The 21764-nt window shown below is 47.7% G+C and carries 22 protein-coding genes; 18 read left to right on the top strand and 4 right to left on the bottom strand.

The annotated features are described in order from the left end of the window. Genes rseP through ABD980_RS10275 form a run of 9 tightly spaced genes read left to right on the top strand, consistent with a single transcriptional unit; the run spans position 1 to position 9214 of the window. Entirely contained in the window at positions 1–1332 is a 1332-nt protein-coding gene (gene rseP, locus ABD980_RS10315) for an RIP metalloprotease RseP (RefSeq protein ID WP_345371528.1), read from the top strand. 50 nt (positions 1333–1382) lie between these two features. After that, on the top strand, positions 1383–3722 hold the full coding sequence (bamA, locus tag ABD980_RS10310; protein ID WP_260648706.1) for an outer membrane protein assembly factor BamA: 2340 nt from the start codon (positions 1383–1385) through the stop codon (positions 3720–3722). 44 nt (positions 3723–3766) lie between these two features. Continuing rightward, positions 3767–4318: an OmpH/Skp family outer membrane protein gene (locus ABD980_RS10305; protein ID WP_260648707.1), complete on the top strand. Its 552-nt coding sequence runs from the start codon at positions 3767–3769 to the stop codon at positions 4316–4318. 2 nt (positions 4319–4320) lie between these two features. After that, positions 4321–5406 (top strand): UDP-3-O-(3-hydroxymyristoyl)glucosamine N-acyltransferase, encoded by a 1086-nt coding sequence (gene lpxD, locus ABD980_RS10300; protein WP_300646852.1) that lies wholly within the window; start codon positions 4321–4323, stop codon positions 5404–5406. A gap of 19 nt (positions 5407–5425) precedes the next feature. Continuing rightward, positions 5426–5878 carry a 3-hydroxyacyl-ACP dehydratase FabZ gene (gene fabZ / locus ABD980_RS10295; RefSeq protein ID WP_300646863.1) on the top strand — a complete coding sequence of 151 codons (453 nt, stop codon included), beginning with the start codon at positions 5426–5428 and terminating at the stop codon, positions 5876–5878. Position 5879: 1 nt separating this feature from the next. Then, a complete protein-coding gene (lpxA, locus tag ABD980_RS10290; protein WP_345371525.1) occupies positions 5880–6668 on the top strand; it encodes an acyl-ACP--UDP-N-acetylglucosamine O-acyltransferase in 789 nt (262 codons plus the stop codon). Continuing rightward, complete coding sequence (gene lpxB, locus ABD980_RS10285) at positions 6665–7843, top strand: lipid-A-disaccharide synthase (RefSeq protein WP_345371523.1); 1179 nt, start codon at positions 6665–6667, stop codon at positions 7841–7843. The genes lpxA and lpxB overlap by 4 nt, the downstream gene beginning before the upstream one ends. Then, positions 7833–8435, top strand: a complete 603-nt coding sequence (rnhB, locus tag ABD980_RS10280; protein ID WP_300646849.1) for a ribonuclease HII — start codon at positions 7833–7835, stop codon at positions 8433–8435. Before lpxB ends, rnhB begins: the two co-directional genes overlap by 11 nt. Next, positions 8432–9214, top strand: a complete 783-nt coding sequence (locus tag ABD980_RS10275) for a TrmH family RNA methyltransferase (RefSeq protein ID WP_300646848.1) — start codon at positions 8432–8434, stop codon at positions 9212–9214. The genes rnhB and ABD980_RS10275 overlap by 4 nt, the downstream gene beginning before the upstream one ends. On the opposite strand, the gene ppsR is transcribed toward ABD980_RS10275, so the two are convergent. Beyond that, a complete protein-coding gene (gene ppsR / locus ABD980_RS10270) occupies positions 9211–10044 on the bottom strand; it encodes a posphoenolpyruvate synthetase regulatory kinase/phosphorylase PpsR (RefSeq protein WP_260648713.1) in 834 nt (277 codons plus the stop codon). The genes ABD980_RS10275 and ppsR overlap by 4 nt on opposite strands. A 150-nt stretch (positions 10045–10194) precedes the next feature. Between ppsR and ppsA the strand changes: the two genes are divergently transcribed. Together ppsA and ABD980_RS10260 are read left to right on the top strand one after the other, a co-directional pair. After that, positions 10195–12558 carry a phosphoenolpyruvate synthase gene (ppsA, locus tag ABD980_RS10265; protein ID WP_300646847.1) on the top strand — a complete coding sequence of 788 codons (2364 nt, stop codon included), beginning with the start codon at positions 10195–10197 and terminating at the stop codon, positions 12556–12558. A gap of 103 nt (positions 12559–12661) precedes the next feature. Beyond that, positions 12662–13993: an NAD(P)/FAD-dependent oxidoreductase gene (locus tag ABD980_RS10260; protein ID WP_300646846.1), complete on the top strand. Its 1332-nt coding sequence runs from the start codon at positions 12662–12664 to the stop codon at positions 13991–13993. On the opposite strand, the gene smpB is transcribed toward ABD980_RS10260, so the two are convergent. Beyond that, positions 13994–14452 (bottom strand): SsrA-binding protein SmpB, encoded by a 459-nt coding sequence (gene smpB, locus ABD980_RS10255; protein WP_260648716.1) that lies wholly within the window; start codon positions 14450–14452, stop codon positions 13994–13996. Between the two features lie 56 nt (positions 14453–14508). Here smpB and ABD980_RS10250 point away from each other — a divergent pair, with 56 nt between their 5' ends. Beyond that, on the top strand, positions 14509–14940 hold the full coding sequence (locus ABD980_RS10250; RefSeq protein ID WP_260648717.1) for a type II toxin-antitoxin system RatA family toxin: 432 nt from the start codon (positions 14509–14511) through the stop codon (positions 14938–14940). A gap of 21 nt (positions 14941–14961) precedes the next feature. Continuing rightward, on the top strand, positions 14962–15309 hold the full coding sequence (locus ABD980_RS10245; protein ID WP_345371516.1) for an RnfH family protein: 348 nt from the start codon (positions 14962–14964) through the stop codon (positions 15307–15309). 1 nt (position 15310) lies between these two features. Here the strand turns inward: ABD980_RS10245 and ygfZ are convergent, their stop codons facing one another. Continuing rightward, the gene (gene ygfZ / locus ABD980_RS10240; RefSeq protein WP_345371514.1) at positions 15311–16249 is read right to left on the bottom strand and encodes a CAF17-like 4Fe-4S cluster assembly/insertion protein YgfZ; all 939 of its coding nucleotides are present in this window, start codon (positions 16247–16249) and stop codon (positions 15311–15313) included. A 104-nt stretch (positions 16250–16353) separates the two neighbouring features. Here ygfZ and mltG point away from each other — a divergent pair, with 104 nt between their 5' ends. From mltG to ABD980_RS10215, 5 genes are read left to right on the top strand one after another with little or no spacing between them, the layout of a single operon-like run. Beyond that, on the top strand, positions 16354–17364 hold the full coding sequence (gene mltG, locus ABD980_RS10235) for an endolytic transglycosylase MltG (RefSeq protein ID WP_345371512.1): 1011 nt from the start codon (positions 16354–16356) through the stop codon (positions 17362–17364). Between the two features lie 2 nt (positions 17365–17366). Beyond that, a complete protein-coding gene (gene tmk / locus ABD980_RS10230) occupies positions 17367–18002 on the top strand; it encodes a dTMP kinase (RefSeq protein WP_300646840.1) in 636 nt (211 codons plus the stop codon). Beyond that, the gene (gene holB / locus ABD980_RS10225) at positions 17999–19018 is read left to right on the top strand and encodes a DNA polymerase III subunit delta' (RefSeq protein WP_345371509.1); all 1020 of its coding nucleotides are present in this window, start codon (positions 17999–18001) and stop codon (positions 19016–19018) included. Before tmk ends, holB begins: the two co-directional genes overlap by 4 nt. 8 nt (positions 19019–19026) lie before the next feature. Then, complete coding sequence (locus ABD980_RS10220; RefSeq protein ID WP_260648723.1) at positions 19027–19797, top strand: TatD family hydrolase; 771 nt, start codon at positions 19027–19029, stop codon at positions 19795–19797. Continuing rightward, the gene (locus tag ABD980_RS10215) at positions 19794–20579 is read left to right on the top strand and encodes an ankyrin repeat domain-containing protein (protein WP_345371507.1); all 786 of its coding nucleotides are present in this window, start codon (positions 19794–19796) and stop codon (positions 20577–20579) included. Before ABD980_RS10220 ends, ABD980_RS10215 begins: the two co-directional genes overlap by 4 nt. Positions 20580–20659: 80 nt before the next feature. Here ABD980_RS10215 and ABD980_RS10210 read toward each other — a convergent pair whose 3' ends face one another. Beyond that, positions 20660–21745, bottom strand: coding sequence for a sn-glycerol-3-phosphate import ATP-binding protein UgpC (locus tag ABD980_RS10210; protein WP_345371505.1), 1086 nt, complete (start codon positions 21743–21745; stop codon positions 20660–20662). Between the last annotated feature and the right edge of the window lie 19 nt (positions 21746–21764).

The raw sequence follows: 21764 nt of genomic DNA, 5'->3' as shown, positions 1-21764 counted from the left end.
ATGTTAATAACACTGCTGGCTTTTGCTGTTGCGATTGGCTTGCTTGTCACCATTCATGAGCTGGGTCATTATTGGGTGGCTAAGCGTTGTGGTGTACATATCGAGCGCTTTTCCATTGGTTTTGGGCGGGTGCTTTTTAAGCGTACAGATAAACACGGTTGTGAGTGGGCTATCTCAGCTTTGCCTTTAGGTGGATACGTGATGATGCGTAGCCAAGTCCCTGAACAGGCGCCAGAAGCCATAAAACAGAGTGCTTTTGAAAGTAAAACCGTAGGGCAGCGGGCTGCTATTACTGTTGCTGGCCCAGTAGCCAACTTATTATTGGCTGTACTGTTGTATGCGTTGGTAGGTTGGGTTGGTACACAGGAGCCCGCCGCGCTATTAGCTCAACCGCCGTTGCAAACCGCTGCAGCACAAGCGGGTATCGAGGCAGGCGATCGAGTGCTGGCTTTAGACCAGAAGCCAGTGGCCTCTTGGTCGCAATTACGCTGGCAGCTTCTAGACAAAATGCATACGGGGGCAAACATTGATTTGACCCTAGAGCGCGCTGGTGGGGCTCAAGTCACACGATCATTATACTTACCCCCTTCCTTGTTAGAACCAGAGCAGGACCCTTTAGCATTAGCCGGTTTAATGTTGGCAACTCCACAACCAAGCGTGCGTCAGGTGATAGCGGGTTCGGCAGCAGCTCGCGCAGGGCTGATGGAAAATGATATATTGGTGGCCATTGATGCTGAGTCTATTCAGAGTGCCAAGCAGTTTGTAGAGGCGATTCAGGCTCGGCCTGATCAAACCATTCAACTAACGGTATTGCGCGAAGAACAGCCGCTGACAATACCTGTGCAGGTTGAGGCGCATTTGGATGACAAAGGTATTAAAACTGGTCGAGTAGGGATTATGCTGGGGGCCAATATTGAAATGGTAACGGTACGTTATGGTCCTATTCAAAGCATACAGCAAGGTCTAACTCGCACGGTGGATACCTTTTGGCTTTCATTGAAAATGCTGGCTCGCATGGTGACTGGTGATGTATCAGTGAAAAACATCAGTGGACCTGTTTCCATTGCGGATTATGCCGGACAAAGCGCACGTATAGGGTTAAGCGCCTATATACATTTTCTTGCACTCATCAGTATAAGTATAGGATTATTAAATCTTTTACCTATACCTATGTTAGATGGTGGGCATTTGCTGTATTATGCCATCGAGGCCGTAACAGGACGTCCGGTATCGGATGAAATAAAGCTTGTTGGGCAACGAATAGGCATAGCACTGCTTGCTGCATTGACCATGTTGGCTTTTTTTAATGATTTTAATCGGTTATTAAATTAGTCACATGTCTTATAATATCAACCTCTTTGACTACGCAAGGACAATCAAGGATGTCATCTAGCCGAAAAAAACAATTTGCTTTGCGTGCGGTATCTGCTGCGATGGCGGCATTGCTTGCGCCACTAGCTAATGCATTCACCCCCTTTGTGATTCAGGATATTCAGGTTAATGGCATTCAGCGTATTGATCCCGGTGCCGTATTTGGATTTTTGCCAGTAAAAGTAGGCGAAAGCTTTGATGAAAGCAAAGCCAGTGAATCCATTCAGCGTTTATATTCCAGCGGTTTTTTCAATGATGTCAAAATCGATGTGGAAAATAACGTTTTAGTGATTACGGTTCAAGAGCGTCCCACTATTGCTTCGATCAGCTTTAACGGGATGCGCGAGTTTAATGATAAAAATATCACTCAGGCCTTGGCGCAGGTTGGCTTTTCAGAGGGGCGCGTATTTGATCGCTCTATGCTTGAGCGCGCCGAGTTTGAGCTTAAACAACAGTATCTTGCCAAAGGTAAATATGGCGTAGAGGTCACTCCGATTATTACGCCTTTGCCACGTAACCGCGTAGGGATTAGTTTTGATGTCTTCGAGGGGGATCTTGCCAAAATTAAAGAAATTAATTTGGTGGGCAACCAGCAGCTAAAGACCAGTGAGCTGTTAAAACAAATGCAGTTGACCACTTCTGGCATGATGACGTGGTATACCGGAAGCAACAAATACTCGCGAGAAAAGCTAGAAGGGGACATTGAGCGTTTACGCTCTTACTACTTGGATCGAGGGTTTTTAGAGATCCAGATTGAACCTCCACAGGTCTCGATTTCACCTGATCGTAAAGATATTTTTATTACACTTACGATTCACGAGGGGGATCGTTATCGTCTCAGTGATGTGAAATTAGCAGGTGACTTACTCGGTTTAGATGCGCAAATCCAACCTTTGGTCACAGTTAAAGCGGGGGAAACATTCTCAGCCGAAAAAACCAATCAAACAGTAGAAGCCATTTCTAGCTATTTGGGTGGTTTGGGCTATGCTTTTGCAAACATTAACCCTAATCCTGTTTTGGATCGGGAAAATAAAACAGCTGATCTTACTTTTTATGTGGATCCTGGGCGTCGGGTATATGTGCGTCGGATTGAGATCGGCGGTAACGTACGCACGCGCGATCAGGTAATTCGCCGTGAAATGCGTCAACATGAGGCCGCTTGGTATGACGCTCAAGACATTGCTACTTCGCGTGATCGTATCGACCGCTTAGGTTACTTTACAGAGGTGGATGTTTCTACTGCTGCGGTGCCCGGCACCGCGGATCAGGTCGATGTACATGTCGAGGTCAAGGAAAAGCCCACAGGTATGATTAACCTTGGGGTTGGATACGGCTCGACGGATAAGCTCATGCTGACCGGGGGCATTAGTCAGGATAATATTTTTGGTAGTGGTAATAGCTTGTCATTACAGGTGAATACCAGTAAATCCAACCGGGCAGCGATTTTAGCGCACACGGATCCATATTGGACTAAAGACGGAATTAGTAAAACCACGTCTTTGTATTACCGTCGCACTACCCCTTACGATAATGATTATTCGGATGGCGATTATGAGGTCACAGCTATCGGGGCAGGGTTAAATTTTGGTATTCCGATTTCGGAAAACGATCGGATTTACATGGGTGCAAGTTACGAGCACAACCGTCTCGATCGTTTGGATCCGCGATACACGCCATTAGCCTATCAGGAGTTTGTGCGAGAATTCGGCAAAAGCACGAATGCTTTTATCTTTAACGTAGGTTGGGATAAGGATACTCGCGATAGTGCGATTGCTCCCACACGGGGTGGCTACACACGGTTATCAGGTGACTTTTCAACCTTAGACTTACGCTATTATATGCTTAGTGCTCAGCAGCAGTACTATCTGCCACTTGGCACAGACTATACTTTAGCGCTAAATGGATTAGTAGATTGGGGTAAGTCTTATGGCGGCCGTAGTTTCCCTGTGATTAAAACCGTTTACGCAGGGGGTATTGGCTCAGTGCGTGGCTTCGAGGGAGCCTCCTTGGGGCCACGTGATACCCTAACGGGTGACTATCTAGGGGGGTCGCGTCGCGTTGTTGGTAATGTTCAGTTGTATCTGCCTTTCCCTGGAGCAACGCGTGACCGAACTTTACGTTGGTTCATCTTTGGCGATGTGGGTCGAGTCGACAATACCAGTGGTGGATGTGCAAAAGGGCGTCCGAATGATCCCGCTACCGATGCTTGCGGCTGGAAATACGCAGCAGGTATAGGCTTCTCTTGGCAGTCGCCCATGGGGCCCTTGGAGCTTTCTTACGGCCGTGCGCTGAACACGAAGCCGGGTGATGAAAAGCAAGCTTTCCAATTCCAAATTGGGACAGGGTTTTAATAATATATATTCTTTTAGCAGCAACTTTAGCAAGGTGGATTTTCATGAAATCTAAATTCGCATTACAACTTACACAAATCGCTCGTCAGTTAGGCCGTAATCAACGCGCGCTAATGATGGCTGCCGCGCTCGGCCTTTCCGTTGCCGCAACGCCTATTGCCCAAGCACAAACTAAAATTGGCTTTGTTAGCACAGAACGCATTTTGCGTGACTCTCAGCCTGCTAAAGCTGCTCAAGCCAAAATCGAATCTGAGTTTAAGCGTCGTGATGATGAACTCCAAAATATGGCCAATAAGCTTCGTAATGACGCACAAAAATTTGATAAAGATGCGCCAGCTCTTTCTGAAGCAGAGCGCATCAAACGTCAACGCCAATTGGCGGACTTAGATTCTGATTTACAGCGTAAACGACGAGAGTTCCAAGAGGACTTTAACCGTCGCCGTAACGAAGAGTTTTCTGCAATTGTAGAAAAAGCAGACGCGGCCATCCAAAAAATCGCAGAAACGCAGGGCTATGACATTATTATTCAAGATGCTGTCACCGTTAGCCCACGCGTAGATATCACTGATGAGGTACTTAAAGCCTTGGGTGGTTAAACATGCCGGTGCTATTAACAGCCGATCAAGCGCCCACCTTGGGACAACTGGTGGAGTTTGTGGCGCAACAAGGCTTAGCTGCCACACTCGCTGACCCAGCGAGTGCGGCACTTAAAATACAGGGTATTGGTTCGCTGCAGCACGCTTCTTCGGTAGAAATCAGCTTTTTATCGAATCCTCAGCTTTTTGATCAATTGACACATTGTCAAGCGGCCGCGGTAATTTTGTCAGAGCAAGTGTATGCGCAGTTAAGTACACCACCAGCTTTTGCGGTGGTGTTATTTGAGCAGCCCTATTTAATGTATGCTTTGTTGGCACAGTGGTTTGACCAACATCGATTGCAGGCTTTAGAGCACGGTATTCATGCCACTGCCGTCATTCACCCGAGTGCACAGATTGCTGCGAATGTGCACATCGGCCCACATGCCGTGATCGAGGCTGATGTGGTGCTCGCTGAAAACGTCCGTATCGGTGCAGGTTGTGTGGTTGGGGCCGGGACGCAGATCGGTAAAAACACACGCTTACAGCCACGGGTTACGTTGTATCACCAAGTGCAAATTGGCGAGCGCTGCCTATTGCATAGTGGGTGTGTGATAGGAGCTGATGGCTTTGGGTTTGCTCCCCATCCACAAGGCGGCTGGGCGAAAATTGCTCAAGTTGGAACCGTAGAAATTGGCAATGATGTCGAAATCGGCGCGAACACGACCGTTGATCGGGGTGCGTTGGATAATACGGTGATTGCAGATGGCGTTAAACTCGATAACCAAATTATGGTTGGGCATAATGTCCATATTGGAGAGCATACAGCCATTGCGGCTTGTGTAGGGATTGCGGGCTCTACCCATATCGGTGCGCATTGTATTATTGGCGGTGCAGCGATGATTTCTGGGCACTTAACTATTACGGATCATGTGCAGATCTCGGGTGGAACAGCGATTACCTCTTCGATAAAAACCGCTGGGCGCTACAGTGGCGTATACCCCTATGCTTCGCACAAAGATTGGCAGCATAATGCCGCTGTGATTTCTCAGCTTTCTCAATTACGTAAACGTGTGCGCTCATTGGAGCGAAACAGCACATCACAATAACAAGTAGGAACAAGATATGATGGAACTTGATATACAACAGATCATGGAACGCTTACCGCATCGTTATCCGATGCTGTTAGTGGATCGGGTCGTTGAAATGGTTCCCGGCAAAAGTATTGTTGCCATCAAAAATGTCTCAATCAATGAGCCTTTTTTTACGGGGCATTTTCCCCACCACCCTGTAATGCCAGGGGTATTGATTATCGAAGCCATGGCACAAGCCGCCGCCTTGTTTTCTTTTGAGGATGATGCCGACATTGATCCGGCAAGCCAAAAGGTGGCGTATTACTTAGTAGGTGTCGACGGGGCGCGTTTCCGTAAACCTGTCGTACCAGGTGATCAGTTGCGTCTCGAGGTAGTAGCAGATCGCATTAGTCGTGTTATGTGCAAATATACAGCTAAAGCCTTGGTGGATGATCAAGTAGTGGCCGAGGCTAAGTTGATGTGCGCTATTCGTGTATTGGATAAATAAGATGGGTCGCATTCATCCTACCGCCATTGTGGCTAAAGGCGCTGTGATTGCGGATGATGTGGAAATCGGCGCGTACAGTATTATTGGTGAGCATGTCACCATTGGTGCCGGTACGATAATAGGTCCACATTGTGTCATCGATGGCCATACAACTATAGGCGAAAATAACCATTTTTATCGCTTTTGTTCTATTGGCGGCATACCACAAGATAAAAAGTATGCAGGAGAGTCTACGCGCCTAGAAATTGGTGATGGCAATACCATTCGTGAGTACGTAACGATTAATACCGGTACTGTGCAGGACGTAGGGGTTACTCGTGTGGGTGATGATAACTGGATCATGGCGTATGTGCATATTGCACATGATTGTCAGGTTGGCAATCATACGATCATCGCTAACAGTGTACAGCTCGCTGGGCATATTCATATTGGGGATTGGGCGATTTTAGGGGGCTTGTCTGCGGTACATCAGTTTGTGCGTATCGGAGCACATGCGATGGTAGGTGGTACCAGCTCTGTGCGCCAAGATATCCCACCTTATGTGATTGGCACGGGGGACCCATTTCGACCAAGTGGGATTAATGCCGAGGGTTTAAAACGACGTGGCTTTACGCCAGCCAGTATTAAATGCATTAAAGATGCTTATCGCTTATTGTATCGACGGCAGTTAACAGTAGAGCAAGCCCTTGAGCAGATACATCAACTGGGACAAGATCAGGAGCAACGAGCAGCGGTGCAGCTCTTTACAACATTCTTAGCACAGTCTAATCGGGGTATTGTACGCCCATGATACAAATCGGCATGGTTGCTGGTGAGCCGTCGGGAGACTTGTTAGCGGGTCGTATTATGCAGGGAATCCATGCGCTTGAACCTCAAGCGCATTTTTCTGGCATAGGCGGCCCTTACATGCAGGCAGAAGGCTTGGAAACCTGGTATAGCATGGATACATTAAGCGTATTTGGCTATACCGATGTGTTTCGTGCACTACCGAAAATTTTACGCTCTTACTATGGAAGTGCTGGGCGTTGGCAGGCGCAACCGCCTGATGTATTTGTAGGTATTGATGCACCAGATTTTAACTTACGTTTAGAAGCCAAATTGCATAAGCGCGGCATCCCTACAGTACAGTTTGTCGGGCCTTCTATTTGGGCATGGCGTTATGAGCGAATCCATAAAATCCGCCAAGCAGTTTCCCACATGTTGGTATTATTTCCCTTCGAAGTGCCTATTTACGAAAAAGAGGGTATTCCTGTTACCTGTGTGGGGCATCCATTAGCGCAAAATATTCCATTGGTGCCGAATAAAGCTGCGGCACGACAGCGTTTGGGTTTGGCAGAAAATGCCAAGGTACTGGCGTTATTACCAGGAAGTCGTCGTAGTGAAATTGCATTGCTTGCACCACGCTTCTTGCAAACTGTGCAACGCCTACAACAGGCTCATCCTGATTTGCAGATAGTTGTACCTATGGTGAATGCGCAACGCGAAAAAGAGTTTCGCGCCTTGTTGTCGCAATATCCAGTATCTCACTTACACCTATTGTCTACGGCTACACATCAGGTGCGTACACAGCCTGTAGCGTGGGAGGCAATGGAGGCGGCTGATGCTTTGTTAGTGGCTAGTGGGACCGCAACACTGGAGGCAATGCTATTTAAGCGTCCTATGGTGATTTCTTATGTGTTATCACCCTGGATGCGACGATTGATGGCATGGCAATCTGGATTAAGTCGACCTCTTACTCCATGGGTGGGCTTGCCTAATATTTTGGCGCAGGATTTTGTGGTACCTGAATTATTACAAGACGAGGCCACGCCAGAAAAATTGATGAAAGCAACAGAAAAAGCGCTTTTTGATCAAGCATGGGCGGATCAGGTGGCTGAGCGCTTTGTGCAGATACACCAGAGCTTATGTTTAGATACACCGCGTCTTGCTGCAGAAAAAATTGTAGAGTTAGCCCATGGAAGATGATTTACAACGTTTATTGACCCAATATACAGCGATAGCGGGGGTAGATGAAGCAGGGCGCGGTCCATTAGCAGGGCCCGTTTTTGCAGCAGCGGTGATTCTTGATCCCGCGCAGCCTATTATTGCACTGACTGATTCAAAAAAACTGAGTGCTAAGCGTCGTGAAACACTGGCGGAGCAAATTAAAGCACAAGCCTTAGCATGGTGTATAGCCAGTGCTAACACTGAGGAAATTGATCAGTTAAATATATTGCAAGCAACGCTTTTAGCTATGCAGAGGGCTTGTCAACAGTTGCCTATGCGCCCTGATTGGGTGTTGATTGATGGTAATCGAGTGCCAGAAGAGCTACCAGCGCCAGCGCGTGCCGTAATCAAAGGAGATGCGCTGGTGCCTGCTATTTCTGCGGCTTCTATTTTGGCGAAAACTGCTCGTGATCAGGCTTGTATGGTGATGCATGAGCAGTACCCACAATATGGATTTGATCAGCACAAAGGCTATGGCACGAAGCTGCATCTTGAGCGCTTAGCTCAATATGGACCATGCCCAGAACATCGTCGTAGTTTTGCGCCCATTAAAAATTGGCAAGCCTCATGAAACAGATCCAATCTAAAGATAATCCCTTATATAAAAAAGCGTTGCGTATTGCCCAAGGTCGTAAAGTAGGACGAGAGACTTGGGTATGGCTAGAAGGCATTCATCTTTGTCAGGCGTGGCTTGATAGAGGCTATGAGGTTGCACAGTTGTGGGTGGATGCAGAGCGCTTGGAGCTGGATCAAGAGCTACAGCAGTTGATTAAACGAGTGCCAGCACAGCAGATAATACAGCTCCCTTCGGCTTTAATGCGTCAATTATCTCAAGTAGAGCATGGGCAAGGGGTTGGAGCTGTGGCGGCCATGCCTGAACACGTTTTAGGGCAGACGATACATCATAGCTGTGTCTATCTAGATCGGGTTCAAGATCCAGGCAATGTAGGCACATTATTACGTACGGTTGCTGCAGCTGGGATTGATGCCGTGTACTTATCGCCGGGGTGCGCGGCGGTCTGGTCACAAAAAGTGTTACGTAGCGCTCAAGGAGCGCATTTTGCGTTACAGCTCTATGAGAATGTGAGCATTGATGATTTTTTGGAACGCTTGTGTGTTCCTCTTTATGTCACGGCCCTAGAACAAGCACAATCTTTATACACCATGAAATTACCACCAAGCGTGGCATGGGCCTTTGGTAATGAAGGGCAGGGGGTAGCACCAGCGTTGCTGCAGGCGGCCTCTCAAGCGGTGTATATTCCCCAGAGTACTGCTGTGGAGTCATTGAATGTGGCCGTGGCTGCAGCGGTGTGTTTATTTGAGCACCGCCGTCAGCACGGGGTTAATTAATAAATACGTTTGTTGAGTCCGACCTCATCTAAGATTTTGGTGGAGATTTCTTCAATAGAGCGTGTAGTGGTAGAGAGCCATGGGATATTTTCTAAGCGCATTAAGCGTTCCGCTTCGGCAACCTCGTTAATACATTGTTTTAATGAAGCATAGGTACTGTTTGGGCGGCGTTCGTGTCGTACTTCGGCCAAACGCTCAGGGTGAATAGATAAACCAAAAAGTTTTTTTCTATAGGGCACTAGAGAGGCCGGTAAAGCGCCGCGTTCAAAGTCATCTGGGATCAGCGGGTAGTTTGCCGCTTTGACCCCGTATTGCATGGCTAAATAGAGGCTAGTAGGTGTCTTGCCACAGCGCGAAACCCCTACTAAAATCACATCAGCTTGTTCGAGGCCATTGACGAGCTGGCCATCATCATGAGCCAAACTGAAATTAATGGCCTCGATACGGTTGCTGTATTGTTTAGACATGACATTGCTGTGTGAGCGTCCAACGGAGCGATCCGCTTTTACACCTAAAGCTCGCTCGATGTGGCGCACAAAGCTACCAAACAAATCCATGAAAATACAATTTGCCGAACCTACAACACGTGCCATTTTTGGGTCAACCAGTGTGCTAAATACCAGTGGTTTAACCCCTGTTTCTTCAAAACAACGGTTGATGCGGGCGGTGACGTCTTGGGCTTTTTCGATGGTATCAATAAAAGGAACCCGTACGGCTTGGAACTCAAATTGCTGAAACTGTGATAAAACCGAGTGGCTGAAGGTTTCGGCAGTAATGCCTGTACTATCAGAAACCACAAAAACAGTACGCTCTATAGGGGAATTAGTCATATTAAAGTACACACAAAGGCGATAAACGGTACAATCGCAAAGAGTACCAACCATCGCGTTGCTAATCAAGGCAGGTTTGCCTAATACATTTTAATCATAAGCCTTAATGTATTACACAAACTTGCTTTTTATTCTTTTAAGGTGACTTTTATGTCTTATGTATTGCCTTTCGAGACGCTGCGCATGACAGACGTCGAAATTGTGGGTGGTAAAAACGCCTCTTTGGGCGAGATGATTAGCCAGCTTTCTTCTGCTGGAGTGCGGGTACCAGGTGGTTTTGCCACCACGGCAGAAGCATTCCGTCAGTTTTTACGTGCCGACAATCTCGATAAGCGTATTGAAGACCGCTTAGCAACACTGGACCCCGATGATGTGCGTGCTTTAGCCGAGGCCGGCTCACAAATCCGCCAGTGGATCATCGAAACCCCTTTCCCTGCTGAGCTTGAGCAACAAATCCGTGAGGCATTTGCCAAGCTTGATGCGGATGGCAAAGGTTCTTTTGCAGTGCGTTCTTCGGCAACAGCTGAAGACTTACCCGATGCGTCTTTTGCCGGGCAACAGGAAAGTTACCTTAACGTGGTGGGTATTGATGATGTCTTAGAAAAAATCCACCTTGTGTTTGCTTCTTTATACAACGACCGTGCGATTTCTTATCGTGTTCACAAAGGTTTTGCGCACGAAGACGTGGCCATCTCTGCTGGGGTTCAGCGCATGGTGCGCTCGGATAAAGGCAGCTCTGGGGTCATGTTTACCATTGATACCGAGTCTGGCTTTAAAGACGTAGTCTTTATCACCTCAGCTTATGGTTTGGGCGAAACGGTTGTACAGGGCGCTGTTAACCCAGACGAATTTTATGTCTTTAAGCCTTCATTGGCTGCTGGACATGATGCCATTATTAGCCGTCGTATTGGCTCCAAACTCCTACGCATGGAATTTGACGAAAAGCGTGAAAGCGGCGAAGCCGTACGTACTGTCGAAGTTCCAGTCTCTGAGCGTAACCGTTACTCATTGACTGATGATGAGGTCATTGAGCTAGCGCGCTATGCCATGATTATTGAAAAACACTATGAGCGCCCTATGGATATCGAGTGGGGTCGTGATGGTATTGATGGCAAGATTTATATCCTGCAAGCGCGTCCGGAAACCGTTAAATCCCAATTAGGCAACAGTGATGTTCAAGAGCGTTATAAGCTCAAAGCCACCGGCGAAGTCCTAGTAACAGGGCGTGCGATTGGGCAAAAAATCGGTTCAGGTAAAGTCCGCTTAGTGGGTGATGCTAGCGAAATGCATCATGTTCAAGCCGGTGATGTACTTGTCACGGATATGACCGATCCAAACTGGGAGCCCGTGATGAAACTGGCGTCTGCGATTGTGACAAATCGTGGTGGGCGCACATGTCACGCCGCAATTATTGCACGTGAACTAGGTATCCCTGCGGTGGTAGGCTGTGGCGATGCAACCGATGTGCTCAAAGAGGGCCAAGAGGTTACTGTGTCATGTGCCGAAGGGGACGAAGGTCGTATTTATGATGGCCTACTCGAAACCGAAATCGAAGAGGTTAGCTGGGGGGAAATGCCCGAGATTGGCATGAAGGTCATGATGAACGTGGGTAACCCACAACTCGCGTTTGATTTTGCACAAATCCCAAATGATGGTGTTGGCTTAGCGCGTTTAGAGTTCATCATTAACAACAACATTGCGATTCACCCCAAAGCGGTATTAGATTACCCCAATGTGGATGCTGATCTGAAAAAAGCCGTAGAGTCCGCCGCTCGTGGCTACGCGAGCCCGCGTGCGTTTTTTGTGGAAAAACTGGCCGAAGGGGTGGCAACACTAGCAGCGGCATTCTATCCAAAAACCGTCATTGTGCGTATGTCAGACTTTAAGTCGAATGAATACCGCAAATTGGTGGGTGGATCACGCTACGAGCCCGAGGAAGAGAACCCGATGCTAGGGTTCCGTGGTGCCGCACGTTACATTTCTGAGGACTTCCAAGAGTGTTTCCGTATGGAATGTGAGGCGTTGAAAAAAGTACGCGATGAGATGGGGCTCACTAACGTAGAAATTATGGTGCCTTTTGTGCGTACCTTAACGCAAGCAGAAAAAGTGGTGAACTTATTAGCAGAAAACGGTTTAGAGCGCGGTAAAAATGGATTGCGCCTAATCATGATGTGCGAAGTTCCCTCTAATGCTATCTTAGCCGACGAGTTCCTACAGTATTTTGATGGTTTCTCCATCGGTTCTAACGATATGACGCAGTTGACTTTGGGCTTAGACCGAGATTCCGGTATGGAGCTATTAGCCGATGATTTTGACGAGCGTGATGCGGCGGTAAAATTCATGCTAAGCCGTGCCATTCAAGCATGTCGTAAAGCGGGTAAATACGTGGGGATTTGTGGTCAAGGTCCAAGTGATCACCCTGATCTAGCCGAATGGTTACGTGACGAGGGAATTATATCTATTTCCTTGAACCCAGATACGGTTGTAGATACTTGGCAGCGTTTAGCAAAATAAAAAGCTAAAGCGCTTATTCTGTAGGTAATAGCCACCTCGTACGAGGTGGCTATTTACTTTTGCTGCTAGGCAAGAGCTTTTCAATGCCGCATAATAAAAAGCAATGAAATATAAAGAAAAGGAGTTGCGAGTGAATACAGTCACACCTATAGTGATTATTGGTGGTGGTGCGGGGGGGTTAGAGTTAGCCGCCAAGTTAGGGCGTAAGCATGGGCCTGATAAGGTGTATTTGGTGGATAAGGACACCGATCATATCTGGAAGCCTTCTTTACATGAGGTGGCGGCGGGCACACTGGATATTCATCGCGAGGGCTTGTCATATTTTATGTTAGCCCGTGATTGTCACTTTACGTTTATTTTAGGTGCTTTAGAAGGACTGGACAGAGAAAAGAAAGTTATTCATGTTGCGGCAGCACAAAATGAGGCCGGGCAAACACTTTTTCCCGCACGTACCATCGCGTATGGCACATTGGTGATAGCTGTGGGGAGTAAGTCTAATTTTTTCAATACTCCTGGTGCGGCTGAACACGCTATTACTTTGGATGCGACAGCACAGGCTGAGCATTTTCGCATGCAGTTGCTTCATGCGTTAACACAGCATCAAGGCACCGCAGCTGTGGATACAACGGCTGAGCCGGTGCGTATTGCAATTGTTGGAGGTGGAGCAACAGGGGTGGAATTAGCCGCAGAGCTAACCGAAGCCGTGGCAAGCTTACATTTTTATGGCGCAAATACTTTTACGCCTGAACGACATTTATCCATCACTCTTATCGAAGGGGCCGACCGTATTTTGGCGGCATTACCCCCCGAGTTGTCTGCACGTGCCACACAGTTATTGCATGATCGTGGGATTACGGTACGCACAGGCGTGCGCGTAACAGAGGTGCAAGCGAACCAGTTGGTTGATCAAAATGGTGAATGCTATGCGGCGGACTTGTGTGTATGGGCTGCTGGCATACAGGCACCTGTGTTTTTAACAACACTGGGCCTGGAGACGAATCGGATTCATCAATTAGTGGTCAATGAGCGCTTAGAAACAGTGGACCCATCGATTTATGCAATGGGCGATTGTGCGCAAGCGCCATGGGTGGGAGAGGATGCTTATCTTCCCGCCCGAGCTCAGGTGGCGCACCAACAAGCTAATTATTTACGGCGTGTTTTGGACGCAAAAATAAAAGGGCAAAGCCATACGGCACCTTTTACCTATAAAGACTATGGTTCTTTAGTGGCCGTAGGGCACTCTAAAGGCGTAGGAAGCTTGATGGGGGTGTTATCAGGGAAAAGTTGGTTTGTAGAGGGCCTGGTAGCACGCATGATGTATATGAGCCTACACCTGATGCATCATGCTGCCGTGTTGGGGGTGCTGCGTACGTTTAGTCTAGCGCTAGGGCGCTTATTGCTGAAACGCTCTGCCCCCCGCATTAAGTTGCATTGATCAGTCTCGACGGCGCGTATCGTGTTTGAGCCAGCGTTCTTGTTCGCGCTTCCAATCGCGATCGCGCGCAGTATCGCGTTTATCATGTTGCTTTTTCCCTTTGCCCAATCCGATGTCCATTTTGATGCGACCACGGCTAAAATGGAGGTTGAGGGGTACCAGGGTGTAGCCGCGCTGTTCAACGCGACCAATGAGCTTGCTGATTTCCTCGGCTTTAAGTAAAAGCTTACGAGTGCGAGTGCTGTCTGGCACAATATGGGTAGAAGCATTTGGAAGTGGGCTAATATGCATCCCGATGACCCAAATTTCGCCATCTCGAATCACAATGTAGCTTTCAGCAAGCTGCACATGGCCACTGCGGATGGCTTTGACCTCCCAACCCTGTAAAACAAGCCCAGCTTCGTAGCGTTCTTCGATGAAATACTCGTGACGCGCTTTACGATTTTCAACAATACTCATGAATTCATCACCTATCTTAGGTAAAATCGATTTATTTTATCTACTAATCCGACTCGATGCATACAGTTAAACGATCCGTCTTAGTTCCTTATTCTGCTGCTCAAATGTTTGATCTGGTCGCCGATGTGGCGCGTTATCCAGAGTTCATGCCATGGTGCGGTGGCGCTTGCGTACATGAAGAAAATGATCAGGGCATGCGTGCTTCTGTCACCATCAGTATTGCTGGCATTAAACAAAGCTTTACCACCCAAAATACCCATGATTATCCCAGGCATATACGTTTGCAGCTGGTAGATGGCCCTTTTTCTGATTTAAAAGGGGATTGGTATTTTACCGCGTTAGGCGATGAGGGGTGTAAAGTGGAGTTTGTCATGGAGTATGCTTTTTCTAGTCGCGCCCTTGAAATGGTTGTTGGCCCCATTTTTAATCGGGTAGCAAATAGTTTTATTGACTCCTTTACGCGCCGAGCCTTGGATTTATATGATTAGTTCAAGGCAAACATCTAAGCTATGACTATGATAACAATTGAAATCGTTTTTGCGGCAAAAAATACACTTTGGCAGCAAACCTTAACGTTGCCTGCAGGTGCGACCGTACAGGAAGCTTTGGAGCAAAGCCGATTATTTCATGATCACCCCGAGGCGCAGCATTTAGCTGTGGGTATTTTTGGGGAGCGCTGCCATCAAGATACACGGCTGCAAGCCGGGGACCGGATCGAGGTTTATCGACCTTTGGTTTTTGACCCGATGGAATCCCGGCGCCGTCGTGCGGCGCACCGCGCTAACCAACAAACCAAAAGCACACGCCGGCGCACATTGAGTGCGGCGGCGCGTATGGTGATCAATCGCGAGGGCTAAATCAATATTTAGCGATTTCCCAACCGTAAGGCAAAGTTTGGACGGTAATAGCAGTTTGCGGAGCGCTGGCCAAACAAATGGATTGGGTTTGAATTTGCTCAATGTGGACTTCCATGAGTAGCGCCCAACACTGAGCTTGTGGGTCGTATGCTGCATTAATAATACGTCCGCATGGGCGCTCGAGGTCGTCGCAAGCAAAGATATCCATACCAGCACGAATATCGCTTTGGGCATCCACGGCCAATGTACCTAGGGCTGCACGACGTTTTGCGGTAGTGCGGTAATGCAAACGAGCCACCACTTCTTGCCCAGGAAAGCAGCCTTTTTTGAAATTTACGCCCCCAATAATATCCAGATTGATATCTTGGGGTAAAAACGTTTCGTAAATGGGGGCTTGTACCCAAGGCAGACCGGCATAAATATCGGCAGCAGCCCAATGCGCTGGTGAGAGCTCGGCGGCTTGAATTTGATTGTCCCAATCAATGACCCAGGCGCGAGCACTTTGTTCACTTGCATTGGGTGCGGCTATCCATGTGAGTGCTTGCTCGTGACGTACAGCATAATGCGCTTGAGGCAGTTGAAAGCCAGGGCTGTCTGGGAGCAAAGCACCATAGACCTTCGTATGTATAGGTGTGATGCTGACCTTGGCACGTAATACAAACATAGATAAACGTTTGCGCACTTGTTCTTCGATGGAGCGATCAATCATCACGTATAAATGCGCGGGCTGTTGAGGGTCGCGCCAGACGAGCATGGTGGCTTGTAAGCGTCCTTTAGCCTGACAAAACCCTGCTAATACGGCCTGATTTTCTGTGAGCTCATTAATAGAGCTCGTTAGCTGAGACTGCATAAAGTCTAAGGTGTCCGCACCAGTAATATGCCAGAGAGCTAGATGCGAAAGAGGACAGACAGATTGAGCAGAGAGTAAAGAGTTATTCATGATGTTAATACAGCGCAGATAAATAAAAGGGATTCTATATAATAACTTGCTTGGCTTAAGGTTAAAATGATGCCACTAAGTGATGAAAGGAATAAAAAACAGCTATGAAAAAAAAACGCGTTCTCATAGGGAGTTTTTTGCTGGCGCTTTTGCTAGCGCTGGCAAGTGCCTATGGCGTGTGGTGGTGGGTGATGTGGCGTGCTGTGCCTATGCAAGCTGAACGAGTGGACTATATTATTGAGTCTGGCTCTGGACCTAAAGCCATTGCTCGCACTATGCGCCAAGCTGGCATCGCTGTAGATGAAAACCATTTTGCTCTTTTGGCACGCCTAACGGAAAAAGATACACAGCTACAGGCGGGTGCGTATGAGGCCGTGCAAGGCGATAGTTTGTGGACTTTACTAGAGCGTATGGCCCAGGGCGATATGATGCAGACACGTATTACCTTGGTAGAGGGGTGGGATTATAAGCGTATACGTCAACAGCTGGCCGCAGACCCAAATATTAAACAGACGCTTACTACAGTGGGTGATAGTGAATTACTGGAGCGTTTAGGGGCTCAAGCGACTCACCCCGAAGGACTGTTTTACCCAGATACATATGTGTTTGTACCAGGTAGTACGGATTTTGATATTTTGCGTCGTGCCTACCAGGCGCAAACAGAGTTATTACAGCAGCTTTGGGAAAGTCGTGACCCGGATTTGCCATTAAAAACCCCTTATGAAGCGTTGATCTTAGCTTCTATCGTTGAAAAAGAAACCGGTCATGGCGAAGACAGGGCGCGTGTAGCAGGGGTGTTTATTAACCGTTTGCGTATTGGTATGTTGCTGCAAACGGATCCGACAGTGATTTATGGGATGGGGGATCAGTATCAGGGGCGTATACGGAAAAAAGACCTACAGACAGATACGCCATGGAACACTTACACGCGAGCGGGATTACCGCCTACACCCATTGCCAGTCCTGGTAAAGCCGCTTTGTTAGCGACCCTACACCCTGAAAAGCATGATTATCTGTATTTTGTTTCACGCGGTGATGGGACCAGTGAGTTCTCCAAAAACTTGCGCGATCACAATCGGGCAGTACGTAAATATATTTTGAATCGAAGTGGCTAAGCATGACGGAAAAAAAAGGATTGTTTTTAAGCCTGGAAGGGGTGGATGGGGCTGGTAAAAGCACCCATATTCCTTTTATGGCAGACTATATACAGCAAGCAGGTATACCGGTAGTCATAACGCGCGAGCCTGGTGGCACAGAGCTTGGCGAGGGCTTACGGGAGTTATTATTGCATCAGCCGATGCATCTTAAAACCGAGACTTTGTTGATGTTTGCGGCTCGCAATGAGCATATAGAAACAGTGATTCAACCAGCACTCAATGCGGGTAAGTGGGTGCTTTGTGATCGGTTCAGCGATGCCAGCTATGCTTATCAGGGGGGAGGCAGGCAGCTAGGAGCCACCGCCATTGAGATACTGGAACACTGGGTACACCCAGACTTACAACCCGATCGTACCTGGCTATTTGATTTGCCCTTAGCGGTTGCTGCCCAACGTTTACAAAGTGGGCGAGTTTTAGATCGTTTTGAAAAAGAGCAAGAAGCATTTTTTTACCGCACGCAACGCTTTTATCATCAGCGTGCGCAAGCACAGCCAGAGCGCTTTATTTGTATTGATAGTAGCCAAAGTGTGCAGCAGATTCAAACGCAGTTACAGCATCAGCTGGAGGCTTTGATTCTTTCTTGGAAAAACGTATGAGTCCTTTGGAGTTCTATCCGTGGCAACGCGCGACGGCGCAACGCTGGTTACAGCAGCGAGAGCGTTTTGCCCATGCTTGGCTCATTCATGGCTTAGCAGGAATAGGCAAAACCCAGTTTGCTAAAGCGGGAGCGGCGGCTTTGCTTTGTGAGCAGCCACAGTCGTTTTTAGCATGTGGTCAATGTGATGCTTGCCAATGGGTACAGTCAGGAAATCATCCGGATTTGCGTTGGGTGCGTCCGGATGCCGTCGCCGCCATAGAAAACCCCGATGATCCAACGATTGATAGTAAAACTCCCTCTAAATGGCTTCGTGTTGAGCAATTACGGGCGTTAACGGATTGGTTTAATACTGCTACGCACCGCGGTGGGTATCGGGTGGCTGTACTGTATCCGGCCGAAGCCTTAAATCCAGTATCGTCTAATGCATTGCTAAAAATTCTAGAGGAGCCGCCCACTCATACCGTATTTTTACTGGTGGCGGATCGCTATCAGCAGTTGTTGCCAACGATTATCTCGCGTTGTCGGCGCTTGCCTTTAAGTACCCCAGACCACACGACAAGTTTAGTTTGGCTACAAGCACAGATGGTACAAACGCCAGAGGCTTGGTTAGCCGCTGCCGGGGGCGCCCCTTTGGCCGCGTATCGTTTAGCGCAGCAAATGTCCAAACCCTACCCAGACTGGTTGGAACAGTTGCAAAATACGCTGCTTAAAGGACAAGAGCAAGCCATTATTGCCTTAGCGTCGGAAATAGAAAAAGAGCCGGCGACGCAATGGCTAACTGTATTACAGCGTTGGTATGTGGATTTGCTTTTGGCGTGTTATGGGCAGCCGGTACGTTACTACCCTGATTTGCAAGTGAGCACTCAGCAACTAAGCCAACGTAGTCATGCGCTACGCCTGCAGCAACAGTGGAAATGGTTGCTCACACAAAAGCAGCATAGTGAACACCCATTAAACGCTAAACTATGGGTACACACCGCATTAGAGCGTGTCATTCACAGTTTTATTCATTGATACCGATTATGTATATTGATTCGCATTGTCATGTGGATTTTCCTGATTTAGCTCAAGATATGGCGTCTTTGCGCCAAGCGATGCAGCATAATCAGGTCACACGTGCCTTAGTAGTAAGTGTTTGTTTAGAAGATTGGCCGCGTTTAATGCAAGTGGTAGAGGCCTACCCCGAGTTTTATGCGTCTGTAGGCGTGCATCCCGGTTATGATCAGGTGCCAGAGCCGACTTATGCTGAACTTTTTGAGCGCGCACAACATGAAAAAGTCATCGCTATTGGTGAAACGGGTTTGGATTATTATCGTTTGCAAGAGCCTTTGGATTGGCAGCGTGAGCGGTTTGCTTTGCACTTAGCAGTCAGTAAAGATACTGGACTACCCGTGATTGTACATACACGCCAAGCTATTGCTGACACGCTCGCCATTTTACGCGAGGGCGAGGTGGAGCAAAGTGGTGGTGTTATGCACTGTTTTAGTGAAGATTGGACGGCGGCTAAAAAAGCGCTGGATCTGGGGTTATATATCTCATTATCAGGTATTGTGACGTTTAAAAGTGCAAAACAAGTGCACGAGGTAGCACAAAAAGTGCCTTTGGATCGATTATTGATTGAAACCGATTCTCCATATTTGGCGCCGGTGCCGCATCGTGGAAAAATGAATCATCCTGCTTTGGTGGTGCATGTGGCGGAGTGTATTGCTCAATTGCGTGGGGTACCGGCAGCACAGATTGCGGACCAGACAACGCATAATTTTTATCAACTTTTTACAAAGGCTCAGCCATGATCAAACCATTACAAAAAATTGGTATTGGACTTGTTTTCGCTGTTAGTTTTAGCACAAGTTATGCAGTGGATGATAGTTTTTGGTTAGAGGTGCAAAATAATAAAACGGCGGCGGTTACGCGCTATTTAGCTCAGGGGGTAGACCCCAATATTAAAAGCCGTGAGCAACAACCAGTGGTGATGTGGGCGATACAAAATGAAGCGTGGGATGTATATGAGTTATTGCGCCAGCATCGCCAGTTTGAGCCCAATATAACCAATGCTAACGATGAAACCCCGCTGATGTACTTAGCCATTATGGGGCAAACCGAGCGGGCGCAAGCACTTATTCAGCAAGGTGCACAGGTGAACCGTTTAGGCTGGACGCCATTGCATTACGCGGCTTCAAAAAAACAAATCGCGATGGTGCAGTTATTATTGCAGCATGGGGCTCTGGTGAATGCTCCAGCACCGGATGGAACCACACCTTTAATGATGGCAGCGCGCTCAGGCAGTGCAAAACTAGTGAACCTGCTTTTAGAGCAGGGGGCGGATCCAACTACATTGAGTGTGACAAAACTGTCTGCAGCGGACTGGGCCCAGTCGAATAAAAATACTCGTTTGGCGGCACGTTTACGTGAGATTGCTGCTGAATACGAGCAAAAACGAGCACAGAATCACGGGCAGGTGGCACCTATTTTGTTGGGACAAGGGCAAGAAGAGGTAGATAATCTGGAAACTGCGGAAAGCCGTCCTTCTACAGGAACGAGTCAGTATTTTGATTTAAAGCGATTTGAAGAGTGATGTTTTATTAGTCGTCATAAAAAGCCCCCAAAATGTGTTTTTTTGGGGGCTTTTTTGTGCTTGTTATTTACACGATTTGTTTATATTTCAATACGTTTCGTAGTGTTGGCATCAAACCAATGCAGTTGATAATCCTCGTTAAGACCAATTTGAATGGATTCACCAACTTGTAATGGGTTATCACGAGTGCTCTCTGTAGGGGTACGGATAACAAGCGTATGATCGCCATTACGACCGTGAATCAGCTGTTCTGAGCCTAAAATCTCGATCATTTCGATTTCCATAGGCAGTCCGGCTTGGTGTAAAGCAATATGCTCAGGACGAATCCCTAAAATAACTGATTTGCCATAGAGCGCGGGTGCAATTAAATGAGAAGGAAAGTGCAAAGCTATGTTTCTATCATTGTAGACCGTACCCTGTTGATCAATATGTACAGGGATTAAGTTCATCGGTGGTGAACCGATAAAACTGGCGACAAAGGTAGAGGCGGGCTTTTCAAAAACCTCCATGGGGGTACCAATTTGCTCTGCGACCCCTTTGTTCATCACAATCATACGGTGTGCCAAGGTCATGGCTTCAACTTGATCATGAGTGACGTAGAGGCTGGTGGTTTTAAGGCGTTGGTGCAAACGTTGAATTTCCAAACGCATTTGTACCCGCAACTTAGCATCTAGGTTTGAAAGTGGCTCGTCAAATAAGAAAACCTTGGGTTCACGCACAATAGCACGCCCCATGGCGACGCGTTGACGCTGTCCACCAGAAAGCTGACGCGGGCGACGATCAAGTAGATGCGAAAGCTCGAGAATCTGTGCAGCCACATTGACACGCTCCCGGATTTCCTCTTTGCTGAATTTGCGGATTTTTAACCCATAGGCCATGTTGTCATACACACTCATATGAGGGTAGAGCGCATAGTTTTGGAATACCATAGCGATATCCCGCTCAGCGGGCTCTAAGGTATTAACGACGTTACCATCAATCTCGATGGTGCCGCTGGTGATGCTTTCTAGTCCGGCGACCATGCGCATCAGGGTGGACTTACCGCAGCCGGACGGGCCCACAATGACCACAAATTCGCCATCTTGAACCTGCATATCAATGCCATGAATGACTTCGATATTACCCGGGTAGACTTTGGTGACTTGATTAAAAGTTAAGGTTGCCATAATTACTGTTATTCCTGTG

The sequence above is a fragment of the Paenalcaligenes hermetiae genome, from assembly GCF_039543645.1.
Lineage (GTDB): Bacteria > Pseudomonadota > Gammaproteobacteria > Burkholderiales > Burkholderiaceae_B > Paenalcaligenes > Paenalcaligenes hermetiae.
Note: the sequence above shows the minus strand (reverse complement) of the source record. Positions and strands in the feature narration are given on the sequence as shown.